At 74.8% G+C, this 15,681-nt stretch carries 12 protein-coding genes; 2 read left to right on the top strand and 10 right to left on the bottom strand.

Going from position 1 to position 15,681, the window contains the following annotated elements:
- Positions 1-21: 21 nt before the first annotated feature.
- From ACFVXK_RS19040 to hutU, 8 genes are all read right to left on the bottom strand, one after another.
- The gene (locus tag ACFVXK_RS19040; protein WP_389613100.1) at positions 22-1,389 is read right to left on the bottom strand and encodes a hypothetical protein; all 1,368 of its coding nucleotides are present in this window, start codon (positions 1,387-1,389) and stop codon (positions 22-24) included.
- Positions 1,386-2,462 carry a hypothetical protein gene (locus ACFVXK_RS19035; RefSeq protein ID WP_389613099.1) on the bottom strand — a complete coding sequence of 359 codons (1,077 nt, stop codon included), beginning with the start codon at positions 2,460-2,462 and terminating at the stop codon, positions 1,386-1,388. Before ACFVXK_RS19035 ends, ACFVXK_RS19040 begins: the two co-directional genes overlap by 4 nt.
- Positions 2,459-3,562: a hypothetical protein gene (locus ACFVXK_RS19030; RefSeq protein ID WP_389613098.1), complete on the bottom strand. Its 1,104-nt coding sequence runs from the start codon at positions 3,560-3,562 to the stop codon at positions 2,459-2,461. The genes ACFVXK_RS19035 and ACFVXK_RS19030 overlap by 4 nt, the downstream gene beginning before the upstream one ends.
- A gap of 15 nt (positions 3,563-3,577) precedes the next feature.
- Complete coding sequence (locus ACFVXK_RS19025) at positions 3,578-4,255, bottom strand: LPXTG cell wall anchor domain-containing protein (protein ID WP_389613097.1); 678 nt, start codon at positions 4,253-4,255, stop codon at positions 3,578-3,580.
- A 206-nt stretch (positions 4,256-4,461) separates the two neighbouring features.
- Positions 4,462-5,640, bottom strand: a complete 1,179-nt coding sequence (gene hutI, locus ACFVXK_RS19020) for an imidazolonepropionase (RefSeq protein ID WP_389613096.1) — start codon at positions 5,638-5,640, stop codon at positions 4,462-4,464.
- A 126-nt stretch (positions 5,641-5,766) separates the two neighbouring features.
- A complete protein-coding gene (locus ACFVXK_RS19015) occupies positions 5,767-7,110 on the bottom strand; it encodes a formimidoylglutamate deiminase (protein ID WP_389613095.1) in 1,344 nt (447 codons plus the stop codon).
- Complete coding sequence (locus tag ACFVXK_RS19010; protein WP_389613094.1) at positions 7,107-8,297, bottom strand: allantoate amidohydrolase; 1,191 nt, start codon at positions 8,295-8,297, stop codon at positions 7,107-7,109. Before ACFVXK_RS19010 ends, ACFVXK_RS19015 begins: the two co-directional genes overlap by 4 nt.
- A 185-nt stretch (positions 8,298-8,482) precedes the next feature.
- Positions 8,483-10,144 (bottom strand): urocanate hydratase, encoded by a 1,662-nt coding sequence (gene hutU / locus ACFVXK_RS19005; RefSeq protein ID WP_389613093.1) that lies wholly within the window; start codon positions 10,142-10,144, stop codon positions 8,483-8,485.
- 104 nt (positions 10,145-10,248) lie between these two features.
- Between hutU and ACFVXK_RS19000 the strand changes: the two genes are divergently transcribed.
- Positions 10,249-11,613, top strand: a complete 1,365-nt coding sequence (locus ACFVXK_RS19000) for a diaminopimelate decarboxylase (RefSeq protein WP_389613091.1) — start codon at positions 10,249-10,251, stop codon at positions 11,611-11,613.
- 24 nt (positions 11,614-11,637) lie between these two features.
- Here ACFVXK_RS19000 and ACFVXK_RS18995 read toward each other — a convergent pair whose 3' ends face one another.
- The gene (locus ACFVXK_RS18995) at positions 11,638-12,480 is read right to left on the bottom strand and encodes a MurR/RpiR family transcriptional regulator (RefSeq protein ID WP_389613089.1); all 843 of its coding nucleotides are present in this window, start codon (positions 12,478-12,480) and stop codon (positions 11,638-11,640) included.
- Between the two features lie 510 nt (positions 12,481-12,990).
- The gene (locus tag ACFVXK_RS18990) at positions 12,991-14,373 is read right to left on the bottom strand and encodes a cystathionine beta-synthase (protein ID WP_389613132.1); all 1,383 of its coding nucleotides are present in this window, start codon (positions 14,371-14,373) and stop codon (positions 12,991-12,993) included.
- A 125-nt stretch (positions 14,374-14,498) separates the two neighbouring features.
- Between ACFVXK_RS18990 and ACFVXK_RS18985 the strand changes: the two genes are divergently transcribed.
- The gene (locus ACFVXK_RS18985) at positions 14,499-15,521 is read left to right on the top strand and encodes an SGNH/GDSL hydrolase family protein (protein ID WP_389613088.1); all 1,023 of its coding nucleotides are present in this window, start codon (positions 14,499-14,501) and stop codon (positions 15,519-15,521) included.
- The last annotated feature ends 160 nt before the right edge of the window (positions 15,522-15,681 follow it).

The raw sequence follows: 15,681 nt of genomic DNA, 5'->3' as shown, positions 1-15,681 counted from the left end.
GTTGCGGGGCGGGTTACCCCGTCACCTCGTGCCGCGCAGGCGGCGCCAGGGGGTGAAGGTGAAGACCGCGCCGCCGAGCAGGATGACCGTGCCGGCGACCAGGGCGAGGGCCTTGACGCCGCCGTCGTCCTGGGCGCCGGTCTCGGCGAGACCGCCCGCTGCGGCGGCCGAGGAGCCGCCGGTGGAGGGGCCGGCGGTGGTGGAGCCGGAGCCGCCGGGCTGGGCGGTGGTGTCCAGTTCCAGGGAGACCCCGCTGGCGGTGGCCTTGCAGGGCACGTTGATCGGGGTGGAGCCCGGGGCCATCGTGACGTCGATGGTCAGCTGGTCGGGGGTGAGGGTGACCTTGCCCGACTTGCCCGGCTTGTAGGTGCCGGTCATGTCGGTCAGGCTCACGGGCGCCCCGTTGGGGATCGGCTCGGCGTTGGCCGGGCCGGTGACCTTGACGGTGCCGCTGTCGGCGCCGCCGAGCTTGATGTCCATCGAGGGCTTGAGGGCGCCGGCCGGGAGCTGCATGGGGCTGGCCATCGCGCCCTTGGCGGTCTTGACGGTGAGGGCGAAGTCGCCGCCGTTCCTCTTCGCGCTAATGGTCACCGGCGTTTTGATTCCATTAGGCACCACGGCGCCGCAGTCGTAGGTGACGTCCACCGCCTTGCCGGGGAAGTCGGTCTGGCCGCCGGTACCGCCGGTGGTGGAGCCGCCCGTGGAGCCTCCCGTCGTGGCGCCGCCCGTGGAGCCTCCCGTCGTGGCGCCGCCGGTGGTCGAACCGCCCGTCGTGGCGCCGCCCGTGGTCGAGCCGCCAGTCGTGGCGCCACCGGTGGTGCTTCCGCCCGTGGTGCCGCCGGTGGTCGTCGAGCCGGTCGTGCCGCCCGTGCTGCCGCCGGGGGCGGTCACGTCCAGTTCCAGGGAGGGCTTGGGGTTGTTGCCGGGGGTGCAGGTGGTGGTCGTCCCCATGGCCTTGATGGTCAGGACCCCGGCCGTGAAGGTGACCTTGCCGCTCTTCTTCGGGGTGTAGGTCCCCGACAGGTCGCTGATCTTGATCGGGGTGTTGGCGGGGATGGGCTCGGCGTTGGCCGGGCCCGTGACCGGTACGGACGCCTTCTCAGCCCCGTCCACGACGATGACGGCGCTGGGGGTCATCGCGCCGGCGCCGAGCTGGATGGGGCTGGAGGAGACGCCCTTCTGGAAGGACATCGTCAGCTTGTAGCCGTCGCCCTCCTTCACCCCTTTGATGTCGATGGGCGACACCGCCGACTTGTCCCCGATAGGGGTCTTGCAGTCGTACTGGACGTCGATCACGGCTGCTTGGGCGGTGCTCGGCGCCAGCAGCATGCCCGCGCCGCCGAGCAGCAGTGCGGCCGCGGCCGCACCAGCCCTCCGTTGGGTCTTCACGAATGTCCCTTCGTCGTCGGACGGTTCTCAGACGGTGCGGATGTCTGTGGGGGCGCGGCCTCCCGCGGCTCCGGCGTGAACCACGGCAGGGGCGGCGCCGGGGCCCCGGCGGCCCCCGCGGCCGGGATCTTCGGGAGGCGGGCGGTCACCGCCGCGGCGCCCTCCGGGGCCGGCCCGGCGCCCCGGTGGCGGCCCGGCGCCCCGGGCCGGGGGCGGACACGGTCCACGACGGCCATGCCCAGCCGGAACAGCGCCGTCGGGATCACCACCAGCAGCAGGGCCCAGAACAGCAGCACCCCGTACGGCCGGTCCACGCCCCACGGCTGGGTGGCGAGGACGGTCTCCCCGTACTTGAGCGAGACGGTGTAGTCCCCGTGCGCGCCCGCCGGCAGCTCCACGTCCAGGCCCACCTCCGCCTTGCCGCCGGGCGGGATGGTGCCCTTCCAGCGGGCCTCCTCCCACTGCGGGGCGAACACCCCGTGCGCGATGCCCAGCTGGAAGACCGGGTCCTTGACCGGCGCCGAGCCGAGGTTGCCGACGGTGGCGGTGAACCTCCGCGACGGCGGCGCCCCGAACCAGGTCAGCACCCCGTCCTCGCCCTTGAGGCGGGCTCCCGTGAGCATCGCGAGCCGGGCGGTCCCCGACTCGGCGGGCAGGTCGGCCACCGGATGGCCGGTGATCTTCAGCGGGACGGCGACGGTCGACCGGTCCCCGTTGACCGAGGCCACGTTCACCACGCACGGGCAGGGCTTGGGCGGCTCCGCGACCGGCAGCCGGGCCGTGAAGCGGCCGTCGGCGGCGACCGAGACGGCCACCCCGTCGGCGTTGGCGCAGCTGTTGGTGCCGCCGATCATGTTCTGGCCGCAGACCAGCAGCATGACCAGGGTCCGGGCGGGCCAGCCGGTGCCGGTGGCGGTGAGCTCCGTGCCCTTGGCCGCCTCCTGCTGCGAGAGCGCCACGGCCGGCTTCCCCTCGGCTGCGGGGGCGGGGGCCGCGGGCAGGAGTGCCAGGGCGAGGGCGGCCAGTGCCGCCCCGGCGCGGGATACGGCCCTCGGGCCGGGCGTGCGGCTCACGTGGACGCTCCCGTCAGCTCGGGTTCGGATCGCGGGGCGGGGGCCTGCCGGCGCACGGGTTCCCCGGACGGCTCCCCGGGCGGCCCGCGCCGCCGGGCCCGTACGAGGACCAGCACGGCGGCACCGAGCACGACGAGGCCGGCCCCGGCCCAGGCAGCGCTCCCTGGGGGCACGCACCAGGCGGTGGCGGTGGCGGTGGCCGGTGCGGCGCCGGGGGCGGTGACGGTGAGCCTGAGGGAGACCCGGTCGAGGGCGGGGGCGTCCGGCCAGGGCTCGGTCAGGGCGACCCGCTGCCCCGGCAGCAGCTCCAGCGGCAGGGCGCGGGCGGTACGGGGGGCGGAGGCCCCGCCGAGGCCGCGTTCGGCGTGCAGGGCGAGCGCCGGGGTGAGGGCGACGTTGCCCCGGTTGACCAGGGTGTAGGCGACGGCGGTGGCCGCGCCGTGGCCGCGTACGGAGACGTCCTCGACGGTGAGGGCGGCCAGGGCCGGGCCGCCGACGCGCAGGTCGACCCGTACGCCCGCCTCGTGGCCGCCCTCGGCGGCGACGACCGCGGCGGGGTGGTCGCCGGGCGGGGAGGCGGGCGGGACGGTGACGGTGAAGGGGACGACCGCGCGGGTGTGCGGCGGGAGGGTGACGGTGGCGGCGGCGCCGAAGCTGATCCAGGAGCCGGCGCCCCGGGTCCCGTCGGCCGGGCGGACGGCGAAGGCCCCGCCGGGGGCGTTGTAGGCGTCGGCTCCGCGCAGGGTGACGACCCGCTGCCGGTCGCCGGTGTTGGTGAGGGTGAGGCGGTCCTCCAGCACGGTGCCGGCGGGGCCCGCGAGGTAGAAGGAGGGGCGTGGGGCGCCGGCGGCGTTCCCCGAGGCCGGTGCGGCGGTCCAGCCGGGCTCGCCGCCGCCGTCGGCCGCCGCCGGGGTCCCCTGGAGGGTGGCGGCGGCCAGCAGGAGCAGCGCGGCGAGGCGCCGGAGGGCGCGGGGCGTGAGGGCGCGCGGCACGCGGATGCGCGGCGCGACGGCGCGGGGCGTGAGGGCGCGGGGCGTGAGGGCGCGGGGCACGCGGATGCGCGACGCGACGGCACGGGGCGTGGGGGTGCGGAGCGGCACGGGCGGGCGCTCCGTTCAGGACGGGGTGCGCTGGGCCCGCCGGCCGCGCCGGGTCAGCCAGAGCATCCCGGCGGCGCCGGAGAGGGCCACGGTGGCACCCAGGGTGCCGAAGGCCAGGGCGGAGTCGGCGGGGCCGGTCTGCGGGAGCGTGGCGTCGGGGGCCGCGTCGGAGGCGGCGCCCGCGGCCGCGGTCACGTCCAGCTCCAGGGAGGGCTTGGGGCTGTTGCCGGGGGTGCAGGTGGTCGTGGTCCCCATGGCCTTGATGGTCAGGACCCCGGCGGTGAAGGTGACCTTGCCGCCCTTCTTCGGGGTGTAGGTCCCCGACAGGTCGCTGATCTTGATCGGGGTGTTGGCGGGCGCGGCCTCGGCGTTCGGGGCCCCGGAGACCGGTATCGAGGCCTGTTCGGCGCCCCCGGCCATGATGACCGCGCTGGGGTTCATGGCGCCCTTGCCGAGCTCGATGGGGCTGGAGGAGACGCCCTTCTGGAAGGACATCGTCAGCTTGTATCCGTCGCCCTCCTTGACGGCCTTGATGTCGATGGGCGAGACCGCCGACTTGTCCCCGATCGGGGTCTGGCACTTGTACTCGACGTCGACCACGTCGGCGTGGGCCGCGGGGGCGGCGAGCAGTACGGCGGATCCGGCCAGCGCGGAGGCCAGCGCGAGCGCGGTGGAGCGTTTCCGGTCGGACACCTTCGTCTTCCCCTCGGGCCACGGAACGGGTTACGGGTAACGGGTCACGGGTAACGGGTCACGGCTTACTGACGCCATGTCAGATTGGTGGCTCAAGGTACGCCCGGGACCTTACGGAGGGAAGACAAAGGACGGCCCGGCGTGAACGGCCCCGAAGGACCGCCCGCCGGGCCGTGGAACGCCGTGCCGGGCCGTGGCGCCGTGGATCAGGCCGCGCGCACCCCGCGGTTCCAGACCGCCGACACGAGCGGGACGCCCGGCCGGTAGGCGAGGTGGACGTGGCTGGGGGCGTCGAGGAGGGCCAGGTCGGCGCGGGCGCCGGGGGCCAGGCGGCCGATGTCCGTACGGCGCAGGGCGCGCGCCCCGCCGGCGGTGGCCGACCACAGGGCCTCGTCGGGGGTCATGCGCATGTCCCGGACGGCGAGCGCGATGCAGAACGGCATGGAACTCGTGTACGAGGAGCCGGGGTTGCAGTCCGTGGACAGGGCGACGGTGGCACCCGCGTCGATCAAGCGGCGCGCGTCGGGCCACTGGGCGCGGGTGGAGAACTCGGCCCCCGGCAGCAGCGTCGCGACGGTGGTGGCGGACGCCTGCGCGAGGGCGTCCACGTCGGCGTCGGTGAGGTGGGTGCAGTGGTCGGCGGAGGCCGCCTCCAGCTCCACGGCCAGCTGCACGCCGGGACCGTAGGACAGCTGGTTGGCGTGGACGCGCGGGATCAGCCCGGCGGCGGCGCCGGCGGTGAGGATGGCGCGGGCCTGGTCGCCGTCGAAGGCGCCCTTCTCGCAGAAGACGTCCACCCAGCGGGCGTACGGGGCGCAGGCCGCGAGCATCTCGCCGGTGACGAGGTCGACGTAGCCGGCCGGGTCGTCGGCGTAGTCGGGGGAGACGATGTGCGCGCCGAGGTAGGTGACCTCGTCGGTGTGGGCGGAGGCGATGCGCAGGGCGCGGGCCTCGTCGGCGACGGTGAGGCCGTAGCCGGACTTGGTCTCGAAGGTGGTGGTGCCCTGGCGCAGGGCCTCGTCGAGGTGGCGGACCAGGTTGGCCTCCAGCTCGGCGTCGGTGGCGGCGCGGGTGGCGGCGACGGTGGTGCGGATGCCGCCGGCGGAGTAGGCGCGGCCGGACATGCGGGCGTTGAACTCGGCGGTGCGGTCGCCGGCGAAGACGAGGTGGGAGTGGGAGTCGACGAAGCCGGGGATGACGGCGCGGCCCTTCGCGTCGAACGCGGTGTCGGCCGACGGGGCCTTCTCGGAGGGGCCGACCCAGGCGATCGTGTCGCCGTCGATGACGAGGGCGGCGTTCTCGATCAGGCCGAGGGGTGATCCGTCGCCGAGGGCGGGGTCGTTGGTGACGAGGCTGCCGATGCTGGTGATGGCGGTGGTGGTCATGGGTTCCTCTCAAACCGGGGGCTCCGCCCCGGACCTCCGCGCCTCGATCGCCGGCGGGGCTGAACGCAGCCCCGCCGGCGATCGAGGCGGGAACGGAGGAAGGGCGGGGCGGGGGATTTCCAGGCCTCAGCCCCGGACGGCGGCGATCGCTTCGGACAGGGCCCCCGCCACGTCCCCGACCAGGGTGTGCGCGCCGTCGCGGACCACGTGGCGGCCGCCCACCACCGTGTGGCGGACGTCGGCGGCCGAGGCGGCGAAGACGGCCGTCTCCGCGCCGAGGCGGGGCAGCGGCCCGGCGGTGCGGACGGTGTCCAGGGCGATGGTGGTGAAGTCCGCGAGGGCGCCCGCCTCCAGCCGGCCCGCGTCCGGGCGGCCCAGGGCGGCGTGGCCGTCGGCGGTGGCGGCCGTCAGCAGGGCGTTCGCCGTCCAGTGGCCGCGCGTCCGGCTGCGCAGGCGCTCGTTCAGCTCCATCGCCCGCGCCTCCTCCAGCAGGTCGATCACCGCGTGGCTGTCGCTGCCCAGGGACAGGGGGCTGCCCGCACGCTGGAGCCGGCCGGCCGGGCCGATGCCGTCGGCGAGGTCGCGTTCGGTGGTCGGGCACATGCAGGTGCCGGTGGTGGTGCCGCCGAGCAGGGCGATGTCCTCGTCCGTCAGGTGCGTGTTGTGGACACCGGTGGTGTGCGGGCCCAGCACGCCGTGGTCGGCGAGGAGCTGCGTCGGGGTGCGGCCGTGCGCCGCGAGGCAGGCGTCGTTCTCCGCCGTCTGCTCGGACAGGTGCACGTGCAGCGGGGCCCGCCGCTCCTGCGCCCACGCCGCGACGGTGGCCAGCTGGCCGGCCGGGACCGCCCGGACGGAGTGGACGGCCGCGCCGATCAGGGCGTGCTCGCGGGGCTTGAGGGCGGAGACCCGCTCGGCCCAGGCCTCGGCCGTGCCGTCGGAGAACCGCCGCTGGTGGGCGTTGGGGGCCTCGCCGAAGCCGGCGGCCAGGTACGCGGTGTCGAGGAGGGTGATGCGGATGCCGGCCGCCGCGGCCGCCTCGATCAGGGCCTCGCCCATCGCGTTGGGGTCGGCGTACGGGGTGCCGCCGGGGGCGTGGTGGACGTAGTGGAACTCGCCGACGTTGGTGATGCCGGCCAGCGCCATCTCCGCGTACACGGCCCGGGCGAGGTCGAAGTAGCTGTCCGGGGTGAGGTTCTGGGCGACGGCGTACATGACCTCGCGCCAGGTCCAGAACGTCCCCGAGCCGACCTGGACGGTGGAGCGCAGCGCCCGGTGGAAGGCGTGGGAGTGGGCGTTGGCCAGGCCCGGGACCGTCAGGCCGCGCAGCACCTCCGCGCCGGGGGGCGGGGTGTCGGCCCCGGTGCGCACCTCGGCGATGCGGCCGTCGGCCGATACGCCGAGGGCGACGCCCGGCTCGACGTGTTCGCCGAGCCAGGCGTGCTCCAGCCAGTAGGTCTTCTGCGCGGTCATCGGCACGCGAGGCCTTCCAGTACGTCGGCGAGGGCGAGGACTCCGGCCGTGCAGTCGTCCTCGGCGGCGAACTCCCGCGGGGAGTGGGAGACGCCGGTGGGGTTGCGTACGAACAGCATCGCGGTCGGGACGGCGGCGGAGAGGATTCCGGCGTCGTGTCCCGCCCCGGTGCCGAGGACGGGGACGGCCCCGCCCAGGATCCGGTTCAGCTCGTCGCGCAGGGCGTGCTCGAACTCGACGACCGGGGTGAAGGACTCCCGGACCACGGCGAGGTCGATGCCGTCGCGCTCGGCCTGCTCCCGGGCGGCCTTCTCGACGGCGGTGACGACGGTGTCGAGGGTGGCCTGGTCGGCGGCCCGCGAGTCGAGCCAGCCGCGCACGAGGGAGGGGATGGCGTTGACCCCGTTGGGCTCGACGGAGATCTTCCCGAAGGTGGCGACGGCCCCGGCGAGGGCGGCCTCCTGGCGGGCGGCCAGGACGGTCGCCGCGTAGGTGAGCATCGGGTCGCGGCGGTCGACCAGGCGGGTGGTGCCGGCGTGGTTGGCCTCGCCGTGGAAGTCGAAGCGCCAGCGGCCGTGCGGCCAGATCGCGGAGGCGATGCCGACCCGGTCGCCGGACAGGTCCAGGGCGCGGCCCTGCTCCACGTGCAGTTCGACGAAGGCGCCGATGCGGGCGAGGCGCTCGGGGTCGGCGCCGATGGCGTCGGGGTCGTAGCCGGCGCGCTCCATGGCCTGCGGGAGGGTGGTCCCGTCGGCGTCGCGGAGCTCGTACGCCTTCTCCTTCGTCAGCTGCCCGGCGGAGAGCCGGGAGCCGACGCAGGCGAGGCCGAAGCGGGCGCCTTCCTCGTCACCGAAGTTGGTGATGGCGAGGGGGCGGGTGAGGGCCGCGCCGCGGGCGCGGAGCTCGTCCAGCGCGGCGAAGGAGGACACCACGCCGAGGGGGCCGTCGAAGGCCCCGCCGTCGGGGACGGAGTCCAGGTGGGAGCCGGTGACGACGGCGTCGCCGGCCAGGGGGTCGCCGAGCCAGGCCCACTGGTTGCCGTTGCGGTCGACCTCGTAGGCGAGGCCGCGCCCTTCGGCTTGCGCCTGGAACCAGGCCCGGCAGTCCCGGTCGGCCCCGGTCCAGGCGAAGCGGCGGTAGCCGCCGCTGTCGGCGTGCCGGCCGATGGGACGGAGCTCGTCCCACATGGCGTGGAACGAGCCCGTTGCGGGCAGTCGTTCCGCTGGGGCGGAACGGGTGGGCGCAACGGAACCCGCGCCCGGCGACGGCGTGTCCGCCCCCGCCACGGAGCCCGCTCGCGGTTCGGCTGCACGCCGGTGGTCCGGGTGCGCCCACCCGTCCCGCCCAGCGGGACGATCGCCCGCACTCGTCATCAGACGTCACCCTCCCGCATGGGGACGCGGACGCCGCGCTCGTCGGCGACGGTCTCGGCGATGTCGTAGCCGGCGTCGACGTGGCGGATGACGCCCATGCCGGGGTCGTTGGTGAGGACGCGGCGGATCTTCTCGCCCGCGAGCTTGGTGCCGTCGGCGACCGTGACCTGGCCCGCGTGGATCGAGCGGCCCATGCCGACGCCGCCGCCGTGGTGGATGGAGACCCAGGAGGCGCCGGAGGCGACGTTGACCATGGCGTTGAGCAGCGGCCAGTCGGCGATCGCGTCGGAGCCGTCGAGCATGGCCTCGGTCTCGCGGTACGGGGAGGCCACCGAGCCGCAGTCGAGGTGGTCGCGGCCGATGGCCAGCGGGGCGGCGAGGGTGCCGTCGGCGACCATCTCGTTGAAGCGCTCGCCGGCCTTGTCGCGCTCGCCGTAGCCGAGCCAGCAGATGCGGGCGGGCAGGCCCTGGAAGTGGACGCGCTCGCCGGCCATCTTGATCCAGCGGTGCAGGGACTCGTTCTCCGGGAACAGCTCCAGCATCGCCTTGTCGGTCTTGGCGATGTCCGAGGCCTCGCCGGACAGGGCCGCCCAGCGGAAGGGGCCCTTGCCCTCGCAGAAGAGGGGGCGGATGTAGGCGGGGACGAAGCCGGGGAAGGCGAACGCGCGGTCGTAGCCGGCCAGCTGGGCCTCGCCGCGGATGGAGTTGCCGTAGTCGAAGACCTCGGCGCCGGCGTCCATGAAGCCGACCATGGCCTCGACGTGCTTGGCCATGGACTCGCGGGCGCGGGTGGTGAACCCGGCCGGGTCCTTGGCCGCGTAGGCCGCCATGTCGTCGAAGTCGACGCCCACGGGGAGGTAGGAGAGCGGGTCGTGGGCGGAGGTCTGGTCCGTCACGATGTCGATCGGGGCGCCCTCGGCGAGCATCTGCGGGAGCAGCTCGGCGGCGTTGCCGAGGAGGCCGATGGAGAGCGGCTTGCGGGCGTCGCGGGCCTCGGTGGCCAGCTGCAGCGCGTGCCGCAGGTTGTCGGCCTTGACATCCAGGTAGCGGTGCTCGATGCGGCGCTCGATGGCGCGCGGGTCGACGTCGATGCAGATGGCGACGCCGTCGTTCATCGTCACGGCCAGCGGCTGGGCGCCGCCCATGCCGCCGAGGCCGGCGGTGAGGGTGATGGTGCCGGCCAGGGTGCCGCCGAACTTCTTCGCGGCGACGGCGGCGAAGGTCTCGTAGGTGCCCTGGAGGATGCCCTGGGTGCCGATGTAGATCCAGGAGCCGGCGGTCATCTGGCCGTACATGGTCAGGCCGAGGTGCTCCAGGCGGCGGAACTCCTCCCAGTTGGCCCAGTCGCCGACCAGGTTGGAGTTGGCGAGCAGGACGCGCGGCGCCCACTCGTGCGTCTGCATCACGCCGACCGGGCGGCCGGACTGGACGAGCATGGTCTCGTCCTGCTTGAGGGTCTGCAGGGTGCGGACCATCGCGTCGAACGAGCGCCAGTCGCGCGCCGCCTTGCCGGTGCCGCCGTAGACGACGAGCTTGTCGGGGTGCTCGGCGACCTCGGGGTCGAGGTTGTTCTGCAGCATCCGGAGGGCGGCCTCCTGCTGCCATCCCAGGGTGCTGAGCTCGGTGCCTCGCGCGGCCCGTACGGGGCGGGGTCCTGACATGGCGGTGCCTCCTCCGAATGTTGAGCAATCCATTCACATCCTGGCGCCTTGAATAGATCCAGTCAACAGCTGCGCGCGGGTCGGCGGAATGATGGGATGGCGACATGGACGCCTTACGGGACGCAGCCGGGGACGGGAACGCGGCGGAACGGGACGCCGCCCGGCGGCGGGACCTGGCCGTGCGGGCCGCCGTGGAGCAGGGGCTGCTGGACGCCGAGCCGCTGGTCTGCCTGCTCGACACCGCCGGGATCCGCGCCTCCGCCGCCGCCCTGACCGGGGCCTTCGCCGCCGCCACCGCCCCCGGGACGCCCGTGCTGCACGCCTTCGCCGCCAAGGCCGCCCCGCTCGTCCCCGTGCTGCGGCTGCTCGCCGACTGCGGCCTGGGCTGCGAGGTCGCCAGCTCCGGGGAACTGGCGCTGGCCCGGGCCGCCGGGATCCCGGCCGGGCGGATCGTGCTGGACTCCCCCGCCAAGACCACCGGCGAGCTCCGCGAGGCCCTGGCCCTCGGGATCGCCGTCAACGCCGACAACCACCAGGAGCTGGAACGGCTCGACGCCCTGATCGCGGCGGCCCCGACCCGCTCGCCCGTCGGCGTACGGATCAACCCCCAGACCGGCGCCGGCACCATCGACGCCCTCTCCACCGCCACCGCCACCTCGAAGTTCGGCATCGGCCTGCGCGACCCCGGCGCCCGCGCACGCCTCGTACGGGCCTGCCTGGACCGGCCCTGGATCACCCGGCTGCACGCCCACTCGGGCTCACAGGGCCTGCCGCTGCCCCTGATCGCACGGGGCGTACGGGAGCTGCACGCGCTGGCCGAGGAGATCAACGGGGCCGCGGGACACCGCCGGATCGACACCCTCGACATCGGCGGGGGCCTGCCGGTGAACTTCGCCTCCGACGAGCAGACCCCGACCTGGGCCGAGTACGCGGCCGCGCTGCGCGAAGCCGTCCCGCACCTGTTCGACGGCTCGTACGGGCTGGTCACGGAGTTCGGCCGGTCCCTGCTGGCCAAGCACGGCACGGTCCTCGCCCGCGTCGAGTACACCAAGTCCGCCGGCGGCCGCCCCATCGCCCTCACCCACGCCGGGGTGCAGGTGGCCACCCGCACGGTCTACGCCCCGGCGGCCTGGCCCCTGCGGATCCTCCCCTACGACGCCAAGGGCGCCCCGAAGACCGGCCCGCCGGTCGCCCAGGACGTCGCGGGCCCCGCCTGCTTCGCCGGGGACCTCCTGGCCACCGCCCGAGAACTGCCCGAGCTCGCCCCCGGCGACCTGATCGCCGTACCGGACACCGGGGCGTACTTCTTCACCGCCCACTACGGCTACAACAGCCTCCCGCGCCCCTCCGTCCACGGCTTCACCACCGGCCCCGCGGACACCGTCCGCTTCGCCCTGGCCCGCCCGGCGCAGACGACGGCCGAACTGGTGGCGGAGGCGGGCGGCGGCTTCGGGGACGCCCTGCTGTAGCGCTCCGCGCGCCCCCGGGGGCCGTCAGTCCACGAACAGCCCGCGCGCCGCGGCCCGGGCGTCGAAGGCCTCCAGCCGCGCCTGCGCGTCCGGCAGGGCGTCCGCCATGGCCTCCAGCAGCACCCGGCCCAGCAGCATCGGCGCGCACGCCGTGTCGAAGGCCAGCCCGGTGCCGACCGGCGCCGGGATCAGCAGGTCCGAGTACCGGGCGACGGGCGCGAACGCCGAGTCCGCCACCGTCACCGTCGTCAGCCCGGCCGCCCGGGCGTGCTCCAGGGCCTCCACCACCTCGCGCGGGTGACGGGGCAGCGCGAAGCACAGCAGCGCCGAGGCCCCGGCGCCGGCCGCCGCGTCGATCCGGTCGGCGAGCATCGAGCCGCCCTCGTCGAGGAGCCGCACGTCCGGGTGCACCTTGGCGGCGAAGTACGCGAACCCGCGCGCCTGCGAGGACGCCGCCCGCAGCCCGAGCACCGGCAGCGGGGCCGACCCGGCGAGCAGCCGGCCCGCCTCCTCCACCGGCGCCGGGTCCGCGAGCATCGTCGCCAGCCGGCGCAGGTTCTCGATCTCGCCCTCGACGGCCTGCTGGTACTCGTTGTACGACTCCTCGCGCGCGGCCCGCGGCGGCTCCGCCGGAGCCACCTCGCGCAGGTGCCGCCGCAGGGCGGGGTACCCGTCGAAGCCGAGGGCCACCGCGAACCGGGTCACCGACGGCTGGCTCACCCCGGCCAGCTCGGCGAGCTCCACGCTCGACAGGAAGGGCACCTCGGCCGCGCCGCGCACCATGCAGTGCGCGATCCGCCGCTGGGTCGGCGTCAGCCGGTGCCCCTCGAAGAGCTTCTGCAACCGCGCGGCCGGGTTGTCGCTCACCGCGGGCCCCTCCGTCCGTCCGAGTGAGATATTCAGTCAGGGTGCACTCTGCATGCGCTTATGCAAGACGGCAACCCGGTGCCCGCGATACGGGCGCCGGCCGAGCCGGCGACCGCGGGGGAGGAACGCGGAAAGGCCGGGGCTGGGCGGGGAGGAACACCGCGCAGCCCCGGAGGGATCGGCCGGGGCCGCCGTACCCCCGGGCCAGGCCCGGAGGGCGGGACGACGGCGGCCCCGCCGGGGACACGGGCCGGGTCAGGGCCGTCCGCGTCCTGGGGCACCCCGCCCCTCCGGGAGCCGCTCCGGAGGCGCACGGGCACCGCACATGTCGCCGACCGGACCCCCGAACCCCGGAGGGCCCCGCCGACGACACCACTGTGCCGGTGCCGTGTTAAGCGCGTGCTGCCACGACGTGTCGGGACCGTACCGTTTGCGCCAAGGGCCGGGAACAGACCCCGGCCCCGGCACCGCGGCCCCGCGCGAGGACCGCTTCGAGGACCGCTTCGAGGACTACTTCGCGGTCTTCGCCAGGAACGCCAGCAGGTCCTGACGGCTCACCACACCGGTCGGCTTGCCCTCGACCAGCACGATCGCCGCGTCCGCCTCACCGAGCACGGACATCAGTTCGGAGACCGGCTCGCCGGAGCCGACCTGCGGCAGCGGCGCGCTCATGTGCTTCTCCAGCGGGTCGCCCAGCGAGGCCCGCTGCGCGAACAGCGCCGCGAGGAGCTCCTTCTCGACGACCGAGCCGATGACCTCGGCGGCCATCACGTCCGGGTGGCCGGCGCCCGGCTTGACGATCGGCATCTGCGAGACGCCGTACTCCCGCAGCACCTCGATGGCCTGACCGACCGTCTCCTCCGGGTGCATGTGGACGAGCGACGGGATGCCGCCCTCCTTGTCCGCGAGGACGGCGCCGATGCGCGCGGCCGGACCGGCCTCCTCCAGGAAGCCGTGACCGGCCATCCACTCGTCCGAGAAGATCTTGCTCAGGTAACCGCGCCCGCTGTCCGGCAGCAGGACGACGACCACGTCGTCCGGCCCCAGGCCCTCGGCGGCGCGCAGCGCGGCGACGACCGCCATGCCGCAGGAGCCGCCGACCAGCAGGCCCTCCTCCTTGGCGAGGCGGCGGGTCATCTGGAAGGAGTCCTTGTCGGACACCGCGATGATCTCGTCCGTCACGTTCGGGTCGTAGGCGGTGGGCCAGAAGTCCTCGCCGACACCCTCGACGAGGTACGGACGGCCGCTGCCGCCGGAGTAGACGGAGCCCTCCGGGTCGGCGCCGATGACCTTGACCTTCCCACCGGACACCTCCTTGAGGTAGTTGCCGGTGCCGGAGATCGTGCCGCCGGTGCCGACGCCCGCCACGAAGTGCGTGATCTTCCCGTCCGTCTGCTCCCACAGCTCGGGACCGGTGGTCTCGTAGTGCGAACGGGGGTTGTTCGGGTTGCTGTACTGGTCCGGCTTCCAGGCGCCGGGCTCGCGCGCGAGGCGGTCGGAGACGTTGTAGTACGAGTCCGGGTGCTCGGGGTCGACGGCGGTCGGGCAGACCACGACCTCGGCGCCGTACGCGCGCATCACGTTGATCTTGTCCGTGGACACCTTGTCAGGGCAGACGAAGATGCACTTGTAGCCCTTCTGCTGGGCCACGATGGCGAGTCCTACGCCCGTGTTGCCGCTGGTCGGCTCAACGATGGTGCCACCCGGCTTGAGGGCACCGCTCGCCTCGGCGGCCTCGATCATCCGGACGGCGATCCGGTCCTTCACGGAACCACCGGGGTTGAAGTACTCGACCTTGGCAAGCACGGTGGCCTGCAGGCCTTCGGTCACGCGGTTGAGCTTCACCAGCGGGGTGTTGCCGACGAGGCTGATCATCGAGTCGTGGAATTGCACCATGTTCTCCAAGAAGGGGACTCCACGGGTTCTCCGGGAGGTCCGGCCAGAGTATGCGGAAAGGGATTGGCCGACCGGCAGTACGGGGCAGGAAGGTCAACACGACCGAGGAGGTGGCCTGAGAGGTGTCCAGAGCGAGAACGGCCCGCCGGATCGCGGCGGGGGCAGCGTACGGCGGGGGCGGACTCGGGCTGGTCGGTGTGGCCGCGGTGGGGCTGGTGCTGGCGGAGGTGCAGTTCGCCAAGCGGACGGTGGGCACGGGCCTGCCGGACCCGCCGCGCGCGGACGGCCTGTACGGCGGCGAGTTCGGCGGGCCGGAGCTGAGCCCGGGGCCGCTGCGGATGGCGATGCTGGGCGACTCGACGGCCGCGGGGCTCGGCGTACGGCGCGCCCGCCAGACGCCGGGGGCGCTGCTCGCCTCGGGGCTGGCGGCGGTGGCGGAGCGGCCGGTGGAGCTGCGGAACGTGGCGCTGTCGGGGGCGATGTCGGACGACCTGGACCGCCAGGTGTCGCTGCTGCTGGACGGGGACGGACCGGCGCCGGACGTGTCCGTGGTCATCATCGGGGCGAACGACGTGACCCGGCGGATGCCGCTGACGCAGTCGGTGCGGCTGCTGACGGCCGCCGTACGCCGGCTGCGGCTGGCCGGGTCGGAGGTGGTGGTCGGCACCTGTCCCGACCTGGGCACGATCGAACCGGTCTACCAGCCGCTGCGGTGGATGGCCCGGCGGGTGTCGCGGCAGCTGGCGGCCGCGCAGACCATCGGGGTGGTCGCGCTGGGCGCGCGGACGGTCTCGATGGGGGACATGCTGGGCCCCGAGTTCGCGGCGAACCCCCGGGAGATGTTCGGCCCCGACTCCTACCACCCCTCGGCGGAGGGCTACGCGACGGCGGCGATGGCCGTCCTGCCGACCCTGTGCGCGGCGCTGGGCGTGTGGCCCGAGTCGGACCGGCTGGACGTCTCCCGCAACGAGGACATGCTCCCGGTGGCCGAGGCCGCCTCGGCGGCGGCGGGCGAACCGGGCACGGAGGTCACGGCGGCCCGCGGCCCGTGGGCCCTGCTGAAACACCGCCGGCGCAGGCGCCTCCCGGCGGAGCCGGCCCGGGAGCCGGCGGCGCCGTCGGGGGCGGGGGCGCCGGGGGCGTGATGCGGGCACGCCATCGCCCGCCGGTGTCTGCCCACCCGCCTCCCCGGGTGTGGGCCGGTGGGTGGGGGCGGGGTCCCGGCGGGGCGGTCTCGGAGAAGGGTTGGGGGTTTCCCGCCAGTCTCATCGTCCTTCCGCGTCGGGCCGGCCTGTCAACGGCGCT

It is taken from the genome of Streptomyces sp. NPDC058157, from assembly GCF_042884105.1.
Classification (GTDB): domain Bacteria; phylum Actinomycetota; class Actinomycetes; order Streptomycetales; family Streptomycetaceae; genus Streptomyces.
Note: the sequence above shows the minus strand (reverse complement) of the source record. Positions and strands in the feature narration are given on the sequence as shown.